12 protein-coding genes are annotated in these 14,900 nt (G+C 49.9%); 7 read left to right on the forward strand and 5 right to left on the reverse strand.

Translation table 11 applies throughout. The features are described 5' to 3' along the window. Positions 1-268 precede the first annotated feature (268 nt). The gene (locus tag AC58QD_RS28580; protein ID WP_497338460.1) at positions 269-1,096 is read right to left on the reverse strand and encodes a M15 family metallopeptidase; all 828 of its coding nucleotides are present in this window, start codon (positions 1,094-1,096) and stop codon (positions 269-271) included. Positions 1,097-1,214: 118 nt separating this feature from the next. After that, positions 1,215-2,546 carry an RNA polymerase factor sigma-54 gene (gene rpoN / locus AC58QD_RS28585; RefSeq protein ID WP_497338461.1) on the reverse strand — a complete coding sequence of 444 codons (1,332 nt, stop codon included), beginning with the start codon at positions 2,544-2,546 and terminating at the stop codon, positions 1,215-1,217. A gap of 153 nt (positions 2,547-2,699) precedes the next feature. On the opposite strand from rpoN, the gene AC58QD_RS28590 reads away from it, so the two are divergent. From AC58QD_RS28590 to AC58QD_RS28610, 5 genes are all read left to right on the forward strand, one after another. Further along, positions 2,700-4,139: a PDZ domain-containing protein gene (locus AC58QD_RS28590; RefSeq protein WP_497338462.1), complete on the forward strand. Its 1,440-nt coding sequence runs from the start codon at positions 2,700-2,702 to the stop codon at positions 4,137-4,139. A gap of 350 nt (positions 4,140-4,489) precedes the next feature. Continuing rightward, positions 4,490-7,075, forward strand: coding sequence for an ATP-binding protein (locus AC58QD_RS28595; protein WP_497338463.1), 2,586 nt, complete (start codon positions 4,490-4,492; stop codon positions 7,073-7,075). A gap of 1 nt (position 7,076) precedes the next feature. Then, positions 7,077-7,592 (forward strand): chemotaxis protein CheX, encoded by a 516-nt coding sequence (locus AC58QD_RS28600; protein ID WP_497338529.1) that lies wholly within the window; start codon positions 7,077-7,079, stop codon positions 7,590-7,592. A gap of 19 nt (positions 7,593-7,611) precedes the next feature. After that, complete coding sequence (locus AC58QD_RS28605; protein WP_497338464.1) at positions 7,612-7,974, forward strand: response regulator; 363 nt, start codon at positions 7,612-7,614, stop codon at positions 7,972-7,974. A gap of 234 nt (positions 7,975-8,208) precedes the next feature. Further along, the gene (locus tag AC58QD_RS28610; protein WP_497338465.1) at positions 8,209-9,420 is read left to right on the forward strand and encodes an MFS transporter; all 1,212 of its coding nucleotides are present in this window, start codon (positions 8,209-8,211) and stop codon (positions 9,418-9,420) included. Between the two features lie 16 nt (positions 9,421-9,436). Here the strand turns inward: AC58QD_RS28610 and AC58QD_RS28615 are convergent, their stop codons facing one another. Further along, the gene (locus tag AC58QD_RS28615) at positions 9,437-10,588 is read right to left on the reverse strand and encodes a metallophosphoesterase (protein WP_497338466.1); all 1,152 of its coding nucleotides are present in this window, start codon (positions 10,586-10,588) and stop codon (positions 9,437-9,439) included. 110 nt (positions 10,589-10,698) lie between these two features. Between AC58QD_RS28615 and AC58QD_RS28620 the strand changes: the two genes are divergently transcribed. Further along, positions 10,699-11,649 (forward strand): TRM11 family SAM-dependent methyltransferase, encoded by a 951-nt coding sequence (locus AC58QD_RS28620; protein WP_497338467.1) that lies wholly within the window; start codon positions 10,699-10,701, stop codon positions 11,647-11,649. Between the two features lie 38 nt (positions 11,650-11,687). Here AC58QD_RS28620 and AC58QD_RS28625 read toward each other — a convergent pair whose 3' ends face one another. Next, the gene (locus AC58QD_RS28625) at positions 11,688-11,888 is read right to left on the reverse strand and encodes a cold-shock protein (protein WP_497338468.1); all 201 of its coding nucleotides are present in this window, start codon (positions 11,886-11,888) and stop codon (positions 11,688-11,690) included. A 160-nt stretch (positions 11,889-12,048) separates the two neighbouring features. Then, positions 12,049-13,296, reverse strand: a complete 1,248-nt coding sequence (locus tag AC58QD_RS28630; RefSeq protein WP_497338470.1) for an MFS transporter — start codon at positions 13,294-13,296, stop codon at positions 12,049-12,051. A gap of 238 nt (positions 13,297-13,534) precedes the next feature. Here AC58QD_RS28630 and nagZ point away from each other — a divergent pair, with 238 nt between their 5' ends. Continuing rightward, positions 13,535-14,806, forward strand: coding sequence for a beta-N-acetylhexosaminidase (gene nagZ, locus AC58QD_RS28635; protein WP_497338471.1), 1,272 nt, complete (start codon positions 13,535-13,537; stop codon positions 14,804-14,806). Positions 14,807-14,900: the final 94 nt, after the last annotated feature.

Genomic DNA, 14,900 nt, shown 5'->3' on the forward strand with positions numbered 1-14,900 from the left:
AATGCTTATATGAGCATGTATTTGCAGTATTCGTCATTTCTATGGGTGTTAAAATCCTGCGAGTGAGTGAGCATTCGTGAGAAAAACCCTTAAAACCGAGGGAAGGGCAGGGAGATGGAGCGGAAAAGCGCCAGCGGTCGCATTTGAACATCGTTTTCTCACAACTAAAAATTAATTCAAGGAATACGATCTCAAGAGCGATTGTAGCCCATCTTCATGCCCTCCACGCGCTTAACTGAACTCAATTGCCAAGGACCTTAGCGCTAACTTATTTTACAACAGGAACCGCATTATAGTATTCTTCCATGGTGATTCCTTTGGAAACAATCTCCTTAGCCACTTTGGTGCCGACATAGCGGATGTGCCAAGGCTCATATTGGTAACCTGTGATCGCCTGCTTCCCCTTAGGGTAACGAATGATGAAGCCGTAAGTAGCCGCATTCGTATCCAGCCATTTGGCTTCAGGAGTCCCGGCGAAGCAGTCCTGTGCGGCGCATTTGCCTGTGCTTCCCGACACATCGATGGCTAGCCCTGTTTCATGCTCACTATGCCCGGGAACAGCGCTATAGGTCCTGGCTTTCTCTTCGCCATCCCGTTTCACATAGTTATCGAATAGGGTTTTCTGTGTAGCATGGGAACGATAAGCGGAAACACCGGCAAGCTCAATATTATCTTTCTTCGCGCCTGCGAACAGCTGCTCGAGTGCGGTAGCAGCCTCTTTGCGGAGCATCCTCTTTTCAATTTTCTCCTTGAATATAAAAGCAACCTCCGGATAAACGAGGTCGTTAGGCTCGTATTGATCCGGCAGCTTGAACTGTTTGTTGACCAGTGCTGTAATACTCTCCGGCGATGCTACGACCTGCACGGCATCCCCCTTATTGGCTGTAGGAGTCGGAGAAGGAGTGGGTGAGGCAGATTTCGTAGGCGAAGCTGTTGCGGATGCGGTTGGGCTTGGGCTGGGACTAGGAGCGGCTGTATTTGTAGAAGGCGATGGCAGAGAAGGGGTTGGTGTAGGGCTCGCAGGATTTTTGCCACATCCTGTGAATATAGCTGTAGCTGTCAGCAGCACCACGGCAGTTGTAGTCATTTTGTTCATTATGTTGTCCTCCTGGATGTTCATAAGTATTTACATCGTATTAGACTGTTCTGTGACGGTTAATGTTTCAATTTGATTTATTTTACGGGAAAACAGCCATATACACAACTCTCTGGATTTAACTCCTACGCTTGCGATAGGGAGAGGCCAGGATTCGTAATTGCTCTCTATATTTGGTTACGGTTCGGCGGGAGAGGATAATGCCATCCTCACGCTGCAGAAGCTCGGCTAGTTTACGGTCGGAATAAGGCTTGCTGTTGTTCTCGGCGGCGAGAATTTGGCGTATGCGTTGTTTGATATGTTCGGCTGACACGGGTTGAGCTTCGTTATCGGTAGGAAGTCCAGTGGACAGCAATTGTTTGAGTGCATAAACCCCATGGGGAGTTTGCACATATTTATGGCGGATCGCTCGACTGATTGTCGAAGGGTGCAGGTCCAATTGGGATGCAAGTGTCTTGAGACTTAATGGCTTTAAAGCAATGTCGCCAAGTTGGATAAAAGCTTGCTGCTCTTCTGCGATGGCAGTAAGCACACGTCCAAGGGTGGAGTTTCGTTGCTCCAGATGGGTGATAAGGATGCGGGCTGCTCTTAGCTGTTGTTGCCAATAAAGGGTGGTTTCTTTGTCATGGGCTTGAATCAATTTTGCAGTAGAATGCTCAGGGTTAATGGACAATTTGGGCAGTCTGTCAGAGTTTACAGAAACCTGAAGCTGATCCTGCACAACCCGAAAGGAGGCATCCGGCATGATGTAAGTATTGTGTTGCGTTGAGGCGAACTCGGAAGCGGGACGTGGATTCAAGGCTGTGCGAATATAGTGGATAATAGCCTCCGTCTGTTCCAGTGAGATCCCCATACTCTCCGATATCTCCCTTGTTTTACCCTGGGCAATCTGTTCGATATGACCTTCAACAGCCGCGTAAGCTCTTGTTGGAGCGGAAGAGTCTCTTTTGATCTGCAGGAGCAGACACTCTTTTGCCGTACGGGCGCCTACCCCAGCTGGATCCAGTGATTGAATAACGTCCAGTCCAGCTGCAACAGTATCTGCAGAGAGACTGATCGAGGAGCTTATCTCTTCTATCGACAAGGTCAAATACCCATTCTCCTGCAAGCTACCTGCAATATACTGAGCTGCGTGCATAACGGATTTAGGTAAGGAATACAAGCGTAGCTGGTCAAGCAGGAACTGCTCTAGGCTCAGATTCAAGTTTAACGGCGCGTTTCCCAATATATCACGATTGTGGTTTGCAGGCATGCTAGGGAGAGGTGTTGCAGGCTCTAACTCGATCAAAGGATTGTGCTGTGCCTGCTGCTCCAAATATTGCTCCAACTCGCGGCCGGACATACGGAGGATATGTAACGACTGCTTCAGCTCCTGTGTAAGGACAAGCCTATGCTGTTGGGACTGCTGCAGACGTTGGTGCTGACCTGTCTGAAGACGAATATTGGTCATGGCTCACCGCACTCCTTCTCTAATTTCGCATCCTGCTTTTATAGTATAACGTATCCTAGTCAGGAAATGGTCAAAGGCCGATTACTTCGATACAATAGAGGCATTAGAACTCATATATGATCATGGGGTCATGGATTAGGGGGCACAGCAGCTATGGAGCGCAGGCATCGTTTGTACATATTCGGGATGTGTTGGTCGATCATTATGATCATGCTCGGGGAATTAATTTGGCTGCCTGATCCTATTCGTCTTGGGAGTGGGGATCGTTTGTTCTGGATCGACACTGTGGATGTGTTAGCCTACACGATCCTGCTGGTGCCTTTGGCCTGGATCGCGGCGGCCGCGCTTGGCCTGGCGGCCGCAGTAAGGCGTGCCCGAGGCGCTGAAGCCGCCGCGGGGCAAGTTCTGCGCTCCCGAGTGGCCACGTCGGGAGCGATCGCGGTGCAAGCGGCGGTCATCGCCGCTTGCGCACTTATGATCGGCGCGCTCGCGGTCGAGCCGCGCCGGCTGGTGTGGGCCGCGTGCCTGCTGGGCGCGGCCTGGCTGCTCTCGTTGCTCGATATGGCGATAGCCGAGAGCAACGGAAGCTTCATCGTGCGGCAGAAGCGCACGATCCCGAAGCGCAGCCTGGCGGTGCTGGCTGCAAGTGCAGGGCTCTTGTTGGCGCTCGTATGGCCAACCTCGTACATGGTGACCTACCCCGGCATAACGATCAACATGAATCGCTATGCCAGCGCGGAAGGGGGGACCGAGCATAAACCGATGATCGGGGTGCTCGTCTTCGAACGCCCGGCCTTCCCGATAGATTGGCTGTATGCACGGATCTTCCCACATTACTCGTTCGAGCCCAAAGCGGAGCTCGGCATGACGCTTGGCGCATACGACTCCTTGGTACGCAACATGAAGGCAGAAGCAGACGCCTTGGCTAGCGCCATAGCGTTTCACCAAGTCGGACTCGGCGAAGGTGCCGTGTCCCAGGGGGTCAAGGTCGTTCAAGTACAGGCAGACGCACCTGCAAGCGGAAAGCTGAAGCCGGCGGACGTGATCCTCGAAGTGAACAACCGTGCTATACGGACTTCACAAGATTTGACCGCCTTTATGCGTGGGGTTCGCCCTGGTGAAGAAGTCCTAATCAGTCTGAAGCGTAACAATCAGCAAATGTCATTGAAGGTGGGGACGAAGCCGCACCCGGATAACGCTAACCAGGCGGCGTTTGGCATTTCAATCGAGGATGAGCTCCAGCTGGATCTGCCTTTATCGGTTGCATTTCGGGACTATCTCGCTCATGAAGGCGGCCCTTCCCATGGGGCAATGCTTACACTGGCGTTGATCGATCAGTTAACACCTGGAGGGATCACGAACGGGAACACCATTGCAGGGACAGGTACGATCAACGCAGATGGTTCCATTGGCCGAATTGGAGGCATTGAACAAAAGGCATATGCCATTGAACGGTCTGGAGCGGATGTATTCTTTGTTCCGGATGGACAAGAAACCGAGGCGCGGCGCGGTTCGCAGCACCTAACCATCGTACCGGTGAAGACAATAGACGACGTAATTGCATGGTTGAAGACTCATCCGCATACGTCCTGAGGTTGATCGGCAATCAACATGGGCAGAGTCTCCGGGATGAGTCGGCTAAACAAGTTAAGTACCTGCCAAGCACCTATTGTGAGTAGCCGCCCTCATCTTGCGCCCAATAGGTGCTCCAGAGGTACTTAATGCTCCAAATCCGCGCACGCCAGTCGCCAATTGGGAGGAGTTAAGTACCTGCCAAGCACCTATTGTGAGTTCCTGCCCTCATTTCGCACACCCAACCCTAAAAAATTCGACATTTTTTTACATAGATCCCTCGTAGGATAGAGGATTTACACACCCTCGTATAGAATGATAAATTTCACACACTTTTTTATATCACTTTTTTCCAATTACGGGGGAGATCAATGAGAATACGTACCCGCAAGCAACGCTCCTTCACCGCGGAGCTATTACTATGGATTTCCTTGCTGGTGGTCTTACCGATCATCCTGTTAATGGTCTACTTTTATACGAATACATTCTCCGGCCTCAAGCAGGTGGAGGAAGAGAAGTCCATCCTGGCTAATCGTGCCGTGCAATTATCGATTGAGTCTCTGGGCGAGACGATATCCGGGGTTACGATTACGAACGGTTACTGGGAAGCTAATCGACAAGCGGTTCTGACCCGCGATATGGCATGGTTGAACAAGAACATCGAGGATATGCCTGGGGTGGTGCCCAATATTGATTTCGTCGCAGAGACTGATCTTCAAGGAACAGTTCTTGTGCAAGCTGGCAACTTAGAAGAGTTCACGGGGAAGCTGAAGTATCCAGAGCTATTGGAGCGGTTCAAGCAGGAGGAAACTTTCTATGGGGTTCTTAATACCTCAAAGGGTGTTGCAATCGTAGCCGTCTCACAAGTGACGGGAGATCAAGGTGAGGAGGACGCCGTAGGTATCCTCATTACAGGACGATTCCTGAATAATGAAATTCTAGAAGCGTTGGAGCATACGCTCCAGTCCGAGATGGCTCTTCTGACCATGACCGGTCAGTTTATCAGTTCCACAGAAGCTTTATCCATAGACGATCTGAAGCCCCATTTGACTGTGATGGAAGCCGGATCAGAAGAAGTATTCGCGCTTGAGAGGACCAAAGCTCATTATTTGGCCAAGGTAGATGCACCGCTAACGGATATGTCAGGTCGAACCATCGGTGTAATCCGTACACAGGTACCATCTGTTTCTACTGCGCAAGCGGTGGACGGTTTAGGACAAATGGCGCTCTACTCTCTAGGCATCATGGCTATTCTGCTCATCCTTGTAGCGACATTACTCCGTCAACGCATTATTTTACCTCTTCGGCATTTCACAGCTTCGCTGGAGGAGGTCGCGGCAGGCCGATCAGTGGACGCTATTCCGAAGCATGTGCTGCAGGCAGAAGCCCAAATTGTTGTTGCGATTCAAAAAATCATGCAGTGGAACCAAGTGCTTGAACGAACCGTGCAGCAACGCACTTCTTCGATACGCAGCTTGTTGGACAATGCGAATCAAGGGTTCCTCTCGCTCGGATCCGACTTAAAGGTTAAGGAGGAGTACAGTGTGGAATGCACCCGTATCTTCTCGCGCAACATTGCGGGCGTTGCATTGCCCGACCTGTTGTATCCGGACAACGAAGCGGAAAGAGCGGTGCTGCAGTCCATACTCCTGGATTACTTCGCGGAGCGCGAGGAGCTCAAAAAAGAGCTCATGCTTTCACTGATGCCAGAGGAAGTGGAGATCGAGGACAGAATCCTGAGGATTGAAGTGAAAGCGCTCGGGCTCTCGCAAGAGGTTAACCTGTCCTCGGCAGCCGGTGAAGAATCCATCATGGTGATGCTAACGGATATCTCGGAGAAACGACTGTTGGAGAATCGTATGCAGGTGGAGCAAGGTATGCTTCGGATGGTCGTTCAAGCCGTTACGCATGCTGATGATTGTGCGGATATCGCCAGGGATTTTGAGCGATTCCAGCACACAGAGATGGCGGAGACTCTCGCAGGCGAAGAAACGCCGGAAGAGAAGGCGCTCAGCTTGTACAAGACGGTACATACGTTCAAAGGCAGCTTTGGGTTTATGCAATTCCACGGAATCGTAACACGGCTGCATGCTTTGGAATCGGGTCTGCAAGAGCTGTTAGGACGAGCGGATGGCTTCACGGCTGGGCAATTATCTGAATTCCTCCAAGTACAGCATTTGGACACATGGCTTAGGGATGAGGAGAATTTGCTCAAGCAAGTGTTGGGCGAATCCTACGATCTGTTGGGACAAAATCAGACGGTGAGAATTGAGCGGGAACAGCTTTTTGAACTGGAACGCTGGATTGAAGCGAGAGTGCATCATGAAGAAGATCTGGAGCTGTTGGAGAAGCTAAGAGCTTGGCGTTACAGACCGATTCAAGCGCTGCTGAAGCATTACCCGCCGTATCTGAAGGAAATGACCGATCGCAGAGGATTGGAATTACATCCGGTCCTTATTCAGGGCGGAGACGTGCCGGTGGATTCCGAACGATACTATCATTTCGCCAAGTCGCTCGTGCATGTAGTACGTAACATTGTCGTACATGGATTGGAGCCGGGCACCGAGCGACTAGCATGCGGCAAAGACAGCAGAGGGACCGTTAGGTTCGATGTAGAGCATAGGGAAGGGATTCTTCGATTGTCGATTGAAGACGATGGGAGGGGGATCAATCTGGATATGCTTCGTCAGAAGGCAGCCAAGCTCTGGGCGAATGAGAGCGGTGCAAGTATGGGCATGCCGGATCAAGAGTTGCTGCAGCTTATATTCCGCGAGCAATTCTCGACAGCCCGGGAGGTAACGGAATGGGCAGGACGGGGAATCGGATTGGCAGCCGTGAAAGAAGAAGTGGATCGATTGGGCGGGGAGATTATAGTTACTACTGTGCCGGGCATGGGGACGAAATTCCTGTTCCATCTGCCAGATGAAGGTATTAAAGGGGAGGTTACGAGTGGGTAGTATGGAACAAGAGGAGAAGGAGATCGAATGGTTCCAGATGCTGGTCTCGTCTGCGGAGAATTATATGGGTCGGCTGGGTACTCCGTCTTTGAAGCGACTAGACCTATCTGAGCAAGAGGGTCAATATAAGCTGGAAGATGTGACGGCATTCATCCAAGTGAGCGGAGCGCAAGAAGGCGGATTTCTGTTCACGGTGGACAAAAAGCTCTCTATGTTATTCGCCAAGCTCTATATGTCGGAAGAGATAACCGATGAAGAAGCAGACCGATATGCAGTTGAGGTTGTGGCGGAAATGGCTAATATAATCTCAGGAAATGCTTTGACAGACCGGGAGCTACATGATATTTTGTTAGGAAATCCATTAATGATATTAACTAAAAAAGCGGAAATTCACGCCAAATGCAGAAGATCTTATTTGCAAGCGTATGGGTCGTTAGATGGCTCGTTTCGGCTAATCTATATTCCAATGGAGCACAGGGCAGAGTTAGCGAGCATACTGGCCGTGCGATTGGACTAAACGTTTGGAGGAGCTTGCTATGGCAAAAATTATGATCGTGGATGATTCAGCAGTCATGCGTAAAAATATCCGTACTTCTTTGGAACGCGGTGGACATGATATCGTTGCGGAAGCAGCGGATGGACGCGAGGTTCTCGCTATATACATTAATAACAAGCCGGATCTCGTAACGATGGATATTAGTATGACCAGTGTAAACGGGATAGAAGCGCTGCAAGGACTCTTGAAATCGTTCCCGGCGGCTAAGGTTGTAATGATCTCGGCGATTGGACATAAGCAGCAAGTGCTTGAGGCGATTAAGGTCGGAGCGAAATCTTACATAGTGAAACCTTTTGACGGACCTAAGCTGTTGGAAATTGTGGGGAAAGTATTGTTAACCTGATTCCTAACTCTCATGTTTGTTAATGATCTACTTACTGAAGTTACCTGCGTACCATACGAAAGGACGCCCATTGAAATACTACAGATTCGAGCTCTATGATTCCGATTAATGGAATCGTAGAGTTTTTGCGTTTGCCGGAAGGTGCTATAATGGACAGATGGTGTGGTGGTGAGAGTAGAAGAGATCATCAGAGCATAGTGAACATCGAACAAATCTGGAAAAGTAGGAGGATGAATGGAAACATACTGGAAGAGAAACTTATACGTATTGTGGGTGGGCATATTTTTCTGCAGCATGTCCTATTCCATGTCAGTCCCGTTCATGCCGCTTTTCTTGAATCGCGATTTAGGGGTGGAGAATCACCTGGAGACTTGGTCTGGGTTGGCGTTCGGGATCAGCTTCCTGGCCAGTGCGCTCATATCGCCCTATTGGGGATCACTTGCAGATAAATATGGAAGAAAACCAATGATTCTGAGGTCGGGCTTCAGCCTGGCCATCTTATACGGGTTGACCTATTTTGTACGCAACCCGTACGAGTTGTTAGCTGTCCGGGTTCTTCAAGGGCTCCTGGCCGGATTCGTTCCATCCTCCATAGCCCTTATTGCAACGAATACACCTGAGAAGCATGTCGGGTACTCGTTAGGGGTAATCTCTACTGCCGGCGCGGCGGGCAGTATTATGGGGCCTTTGATCGGCGGAATCTCCAGTCGCTTCTTCGGCTATCGTGAATCTTATTTATTATCTGGACTGGTCGTGTTATTAGCTGTCATTATCGCATGGATTGGTGCCAAAGAGGCGAATTTCAATCGAAGCGCAGCGCGTTCAAGTGTACGGGAAGACTTGAAGGTAGCAGGAGCTAACCGCAAATTCATGCGATTAATCGGGATCAGTATGGTTATCGCAACCTCCGTGATGGTGCTGGAGCCCCTGCTGACTATTTATGTATTGGAGATAGGCGCCTCGCATGATACTGCATCCCTAAGTGCAGGCATTATTTTCTCCGCGGTAGGGATCTCTACCGTTATTGCGGCCCCATTATGGGGAAAGATCGGCGCTAAGATTGGCTACCAAAGGACTTTGTTCCTGGGATTGATTGGCGGCGGTGTAGGCAATTTACTGCAATTCTTCTTTCATAGCTTGGTCGGCTTCGGGATTCTCCGGTTCGTCTACGGTTTCTTCTTCGCAGCGGTCTATCCATCGATTCAAGCATTGATCGTGAAGTCAACAGCGTCGGAGTTCAGGGGACGCGCCTTCAGCTTGAATCAATCGGCGAACCAGTTAGGGACGATGGCGGGCCCGATGGCGGGAGGGGCGATTGGGAGCTGGATCTCGATCCCTGTGGTGTTCATCCTTAACGGAATAGCGTTAATTGTAACGGCCGTTGGTTTCTCGCCTCGGAGTAAGAAAGCGGAGCACACGGAGGAGAAGGCCAACGCCTCCGTATAAACCGAGAAGCACCCGATTACTCGGGTGCTTGGAAGCGAATATGAAGCCGGATGATCTCGGAGCGGCTTCCTATTCGGATGGGCGGCCCCCATGTTCCGTATCCGGAGGATACGATAGCATGCAGGCTGCCCTTCTGTTTGTAGCCCCAATCCAACTCGAAGAGGCGTTTCGTGATCAGGTGATTGGGCATCATTTGCCCGCGGTGGGTGTGGCCGGACAATAACACATCTACTCCGCTCGCGGCAGCGCGGTCATACTCAAAGGGCTGATGGTCCATCATGAGGATAGGCATGGTGTGGTCAACACCCGCGAGCAGATCGGCATGTGTCAATCTGCCTGTTGGTGTTGCACGCTCGGCTGTTTTGTCTTTTCGACCGGCTATATAGAAGCTGTTCGCGATCTGGAGCGTTCGATCCGTCAGAACTTCGATCCCGATTTCCTTCATCCTGCGTATATAATCATCGATATGCCCGCCGAAGTACTCATGATTGCCGAGGACGGCAAAAGTCCCGAAGCGAGCCTTAAGTCGACTCATTGGCTCCGACATGCCTTGGCGGATGAAGGGTTCGAGGGAGTCGTCCAAGACATCCCCAGGGAACAGGATGAGATCGGGCTGCATGGCATTGATTCGATTCACAAGCACGTTTAAGTATCTTCGCCGCACAAGTGTGCCAAGATGCAAGTCGGATGCTACTGCTACTTGAAGCTCTTTCAGATCTCCGGCTGCTTTTGGGAGTGTAATCTCATACGTTCTGACGATCGGAGTCCAGGCATTCCAGAAGCCGCGAAGGAACAGCAGCAGGATGATGACACTCATAACAGTACCCAGTACCGGGACATAATCGGATGAATCGACAGAAGAGAAAGACAAGACCAAGGCAGCAAGATTGGCAATAGGCATTAGCAGGAATGTATAGAACAGGATCGCCATCCAATACATGCCCAACCCTTTTAACACAGTGACAACCGCATGAGGCAGGAAACGTTCACCTAATCGTGCTGCTATATAGGAGAATGAGATGAACCAGAAGCAGACCCAGTAGAGCCTGGTGCTTGGCATTTCCATGATGCTGCTCAAGTAAATCAACACATTCCATCCTACGTAGAGATGAATCCCGATATATACAAGAAGAATGGCTGCTATTATGGCAAGGTAACGAGGTTTCATAAACTGAAGTGCTCCTCTTTGGGATGAATAAATAACTTTAATATTGTCGCATAGATGAATCCGTTTGTACAAACGCTTGTAGAATGACGAGGCAGAAGGGAACAGTGATCATGGGATATTCTCGCGTGCTTACTTCGTGTTATGCATACACTTACGTTTCGCATGAGGAAGAAGCTGCGTTATGCAGGTTGGAGCTTAGAACTTTATTCGGAGTGGAGGCGGACAGCGGGTGTATAGTTACGCCGATCTTAATAGATCCAAGCCGCAGTCCCTTTATCAAACAGCGTATAGAGGTGCTCTATCAAGGCGCCAGCATTCAGGAAATTGCCGATCAAGCTTCCGCGCTTGAGCTTCAGGCCGATACGTTCAAGGTGCAATACGTGCCAATCCGTCAATTGGTTTCGATTCCTTATGAAGAAGAGCGAGCGGTAGAACGTCTAATTGGAGCTAGAATACGTGGAAAAGCAGAGATGAGGAAGCCGGATATTAGATTCGGGGTGCTTCGGACAGTCGATGGGGTATGGTTATTCGGAGAAATTCAGGAAAATGAGGCCGTATGGCTGCTGCACAAAGAGAAGCCTAGACAATATTCAACGGCCCTAACCACCAGGATGGCTAGAGCCGTTGCGAATATTGCTATTCCTGGGCCCATGGGAGTCAAGGCAATCGATCCCTGTTGCGGAATCGGAACGATTGTCCTGGAGGCACTTTCCATGGGGATGGACATGATAGGAAGCGATGTGAATCCGTTAGCTGTTGCAGGAGCTCGAATGAACCTGGCACATTTCGGATATCCGAACGTCGTCCTCTTACAGGATATGAGAGAGATAACGGATCGATATGACGTAGCTGTTCTTGATCTGCCCTATAATCTATGCTCCGTCCTGTCCGAGGCTGAGCAGCGTGAGATGCTGGGATGTACCCGCAGGTTGGCATCTCGAGCGGTCATCATCGCTACTCAACCTATCGATACAGAGGTGGAGCATGCAGGATTTCGCATCCTGGACCGATGTGCGGTGCGCAAAGGAAGTGTGATCCGCCAAGTGATTCTAGGCGAATAGCTTGGGTGATACTGGCAAGACCGATAACGAAGGAGCAGCTAATGACGTTTGTTGTTGTTCAGCAGGGCGGGAAGCATCTTCATATCTTTGACCATCGCAGATTTGCAGATCGGGCAGAGCGGAGTCTCGACAAAAGAGAAGTTCTCCCGCATCCAACAGGAACATCCCGGGGTGCTGCATAACCAGACTGTCGTTTCCTCTTGTTGAACCTCTTCAACATTCTTCTTAGAGTAGTACAAGTCAACTTCCTCCTTTGGCCTGCCATTCCGGCGTAGACTTAATGGAAAAGAACTGCCCAATCCGGGCAGCTCTATAAGGACATGTCTTAGTATACGAGATAATTAGCGATTTATACCAATAATTTTAATTTTACCATGTAAGCCCTGTTTCAGCAATATGTCAAATGGTGTCGACCCGAATAGGAGCTCGCTCCAATTGGCGGGACATCCAGACTGCCACACCTACGATCACTAACATGAGGAATGCGCACCCAGCAAAAAGCCATAGAGAGTAAATAGGGGTGAACTTGTCCATAATGAACCCGGTCAGCTTAGGCAATAAGGCTCCGCCGAGGCCGCCGCTGGCAACAAGGATGCTGATCGTGCGTTCAGTAGTTCCCGGGAGCGCATCATTGAAAAGGAGCAATCCCATGGTGAACATCCCCGCCATGATGAGTCCGAGGATTACAATAAGTCCGAAGCTTATAACAAGAGAAGCGGAAAGGGATGTAGTTACGGCTATCAGAATCAGCCCTAACGTTGATCCCAAGCAAGCAAGAAGCAAGAAGCGACTTACTCGTATTTGGTCAGCAATGGTTGCAATCGCAAACCGCCCAATCGTCACGGCAGCCCAGAAGATGCTAACCCCTATAGCCGCGGTCGACTCACTGAGACCAGAAGCCTTGTGCATAATCGAGGGAAGGTAGTTAGCGAAGCTCATCTCCGTCCCTACATATAAGAAGAAAAATATCGAACCTGCCGCCAGGATAGGCAGCATACCTAAAGTATAACCGAACCTTACCTTACGCGAACGCCGTTCAGGCGCCAGGGCTCCTCCTGATTCATTTGACATGGATGAATCTGATGGATTCGGCTTCCATTCTGTCGATTGATCGGTCTGGATCTGATCCGATTGTTGATCGAATGAAATGAGGAACCATACCAATAGCGTTATACCCGATAAGATCGCGACGAAGGGAAATGAGATCTGCCACTTGTCTTGCAGAATTAACCACGCCGCTACTCCTGGCATAACAAGCGCACCGAGTCCGAAGAAAACCTCCAGCCGACTCATCGCCGATGCTTTTTTCTCCTTCATTACAGCAAGAATCATCGCCCCGATGACAGATTCAATCATCCCGAAGCCGAGACCAGCGAGCGGCCCGATTGTAAGCATCCACCCCCACGCGGGCAGGAAGCTGTATACCGATTCGGCCAGTGTCAAGCAGCTGAACGCAATAATGATCGTCCAGCGCCGGCCTAAGACACGTAGTATAGAAGGCGTTGCCAAAACTCCGATTAAGAAACCGAAGAATTGATTCATAATTAATTGACCGCCGTCTTTGTAATCCACCGCGTAGTGGTGGATCATGGGCTCCATAAGCGGGCCGACAACAACATGCGCCAGTCCTATAATGAAATAGGACAAACATCCCATCCAGATAAATTTATTCATTATTATATATTAGCAGAGCAGGGCTATTATGGCTATACAGCTCTACAATTCGCTTACCGTTTGGCCGGGGCTTTGGCAGCAGAAATAAAGGGTTTCCGGCCAGTGCTGCGAAGTGGATATTTGCGATTCAGATCAGATAAGTCTAGTATGAGGGAAAACGAATGTGGGGATATTTGCAACTAGAAGACTTGCTGTTAAGGAGGAATTCATCATGTTGAGAAGACGTCGATTTTTTACTAAGCTTGGTGTATTAGTCGCATTAGTAGCGTTGAGTGGGATTATCGCCAGCTGCGGGGGGAAATCTGCAACGAATACTCCAAGCGCTGCGCCAACTGGATCTCCGTCTGGTGGAACTGCGGCTTCTTCAACTCCAACTCCAACTGCTGATCTGATCCAACAGCGTGTAGATAAAATGACATTAGATGAGAAAATTGGTCAATTGGTGCTTGTGGGGCTAGAAGGTACGGAGATGCAGGCGCAAACCAAAGAAATGATCGAGAAACACCGGGTGACCGGGTTTATTTTATACAAGAACAATATTACGAGCTCTTCACAAACGCTGCAATTGCTCAATCAATTGAAGGCGACCAATCGGAAGGACGCTTGGCCCTTATGGTTAAGTGTGGATCAAGAAGGCGGCAAAGTCGACCGTATGCCTGAACCGCTGATCAAGCTTCCTAGCGCGCTAGATGTAGGGCGAGCGAATAAACCGGCGTATTCTTATGCGATTGGGCAAGCATTAGGAGAAGAAGTGCGTGCGTTAGGGTTCAATATGAACTTTGCACCGGTGTTGGACGTGAATAGCAATCCGAACAATCCTGTAATCGGGAATCGCTCCTTCGGCTCTGAGCCAGAGACAGTCATACAGCACGGGATTCAGGTGATGAAAGGCATTCAATCGACGAAGGTGGTTCCGGTAGTGAAGCATTTTCCGGGTCATGGAGATACTTCTGTTGATTCACATCTCGATTTGCCTGTTGTGCCAAAAAGCTTACAGGAGCTACGTTCTTTAGAGCTGCTTCCGTTCGTTGAGGCGATTAAAGAGCACGCGGAAGTCGTGATGGTGGGACATCTTCTGCTGCCGCAAATCGACGAGAAGAATCCAGCATCGCTCTCGGACAAGGTGATTAACGGGTTACTCCGAAAAGACATGAAGTTTGGCGGAGTTGTTATTACTGATGATATGACAATGGGCGGTATTACAAATCATAACGATGTCGGCGAAGCAGCGGTCAAAGCCGTTCTGGCAGGAACAGATATTGTGCTAGTCGGGCATGAGTATGCCAAGCAGCTTAGTGTAATCGAATCCTTAAAAAAGGCTGCAGCAGACGGAACTATTACTATGAAGAGACTCGATGAGAGCGTGTATCGGATTGCCAGCTTGAAGATGAAATATGGTGTGCAGGATAGCGAGTCTCAGAGTGTAGATCCACAATCGATCAATCGTAAGGTGCAGGCTCTTTTGGAAGCGGGCCAGAAATAGTGAGCTAGTTGTTTTGCAGGAATAAGGGTTTACTTGATCGAATCACTTGATAGGAGTGTATAGGCAGCAACAGGTATTAGCCGTGAATCGTGAA

It is taken from the genome of Paenibacillus sp. J2R1T-4, from assembly GCF_059692235.1.

What these genes read in the sequence shown, in the direction of transcription:
- AC58QD_RS28580 (WP_497338460.1), bottom strand. Translation starts at nt 1,096, where the DNA reads ATGAACAAAATGACTACAACTGCCGTGGTGCTGCTGACAGCTACAGCT.
- rpoN (WP_497338461.1), bottom strand. Translation starts at nt 2,546, where the DNA reads ATGACCAATATTCGTCTTCAGACAGGTCAGCACCAACGTCTGCAGCAG.
- AC58QD_RS28590 (WP_497338462.1), top strand. Translation starts at nt 2,700, where the DNA reads ATGGAGCGCAGGCATCGTTTGTACATATTCGGGATGTGTTGGTCGATC.
- AC58QD_RS28595 (WP_497338463.1), top strand. Translation starts at nt 4,490, where the DNA reads ATGAGAATACGTACCCGCAAGCAACGCTCCTTCACCGCGGAGCTATTA.
- AC58QD_RS28600 (WP_497338529.1), top strand. Translation starts at nt 7,077, where the DNA reads ATGGAACAAGAGGAGAAGGAGATCGAATGGTTCCAGATGCTGGTCTCG.
- AC58QD_RS28605 (WP_497338464.1), top strand. Translation starts at nt 7,612, where the DNA reads ATGGCAAAAATTATGATCGTGGATGATTCAGCAGTCATGCGTAAAAAT.
- AC58QD_RS28610 (WP_497338465.1), top strand. Translation starts at nt 8,209, where the DNA reads ATGGAAACATACTGGAAGAGAAACTTATACGTATTGTGGGTGGGCATA.
- AC58QD_RS28615 (WP_497338466.1), bottom strand. Translation starts at nt 10,588, where the DNA reads ATGAAACCTCGTTACCTTGCCATAATAGCAGCCATTCTTCTTGTATAT.
- AC58QD_RS28620 (WP_497338467.1), top strand. Translation starts at nt 10,699, where the DNA reads ATGGGATATTCTCGCGTGCTTACTTCGTGTTATGCATACACTTACGTT.
- nagZ (WP_497338471.1), top strand. Translation starts at nt 13,535, where the DNA reads ATGTTGAGAAGACGTCGATTTTTTACTAAGCTTGGTGTATTAGTCGCA.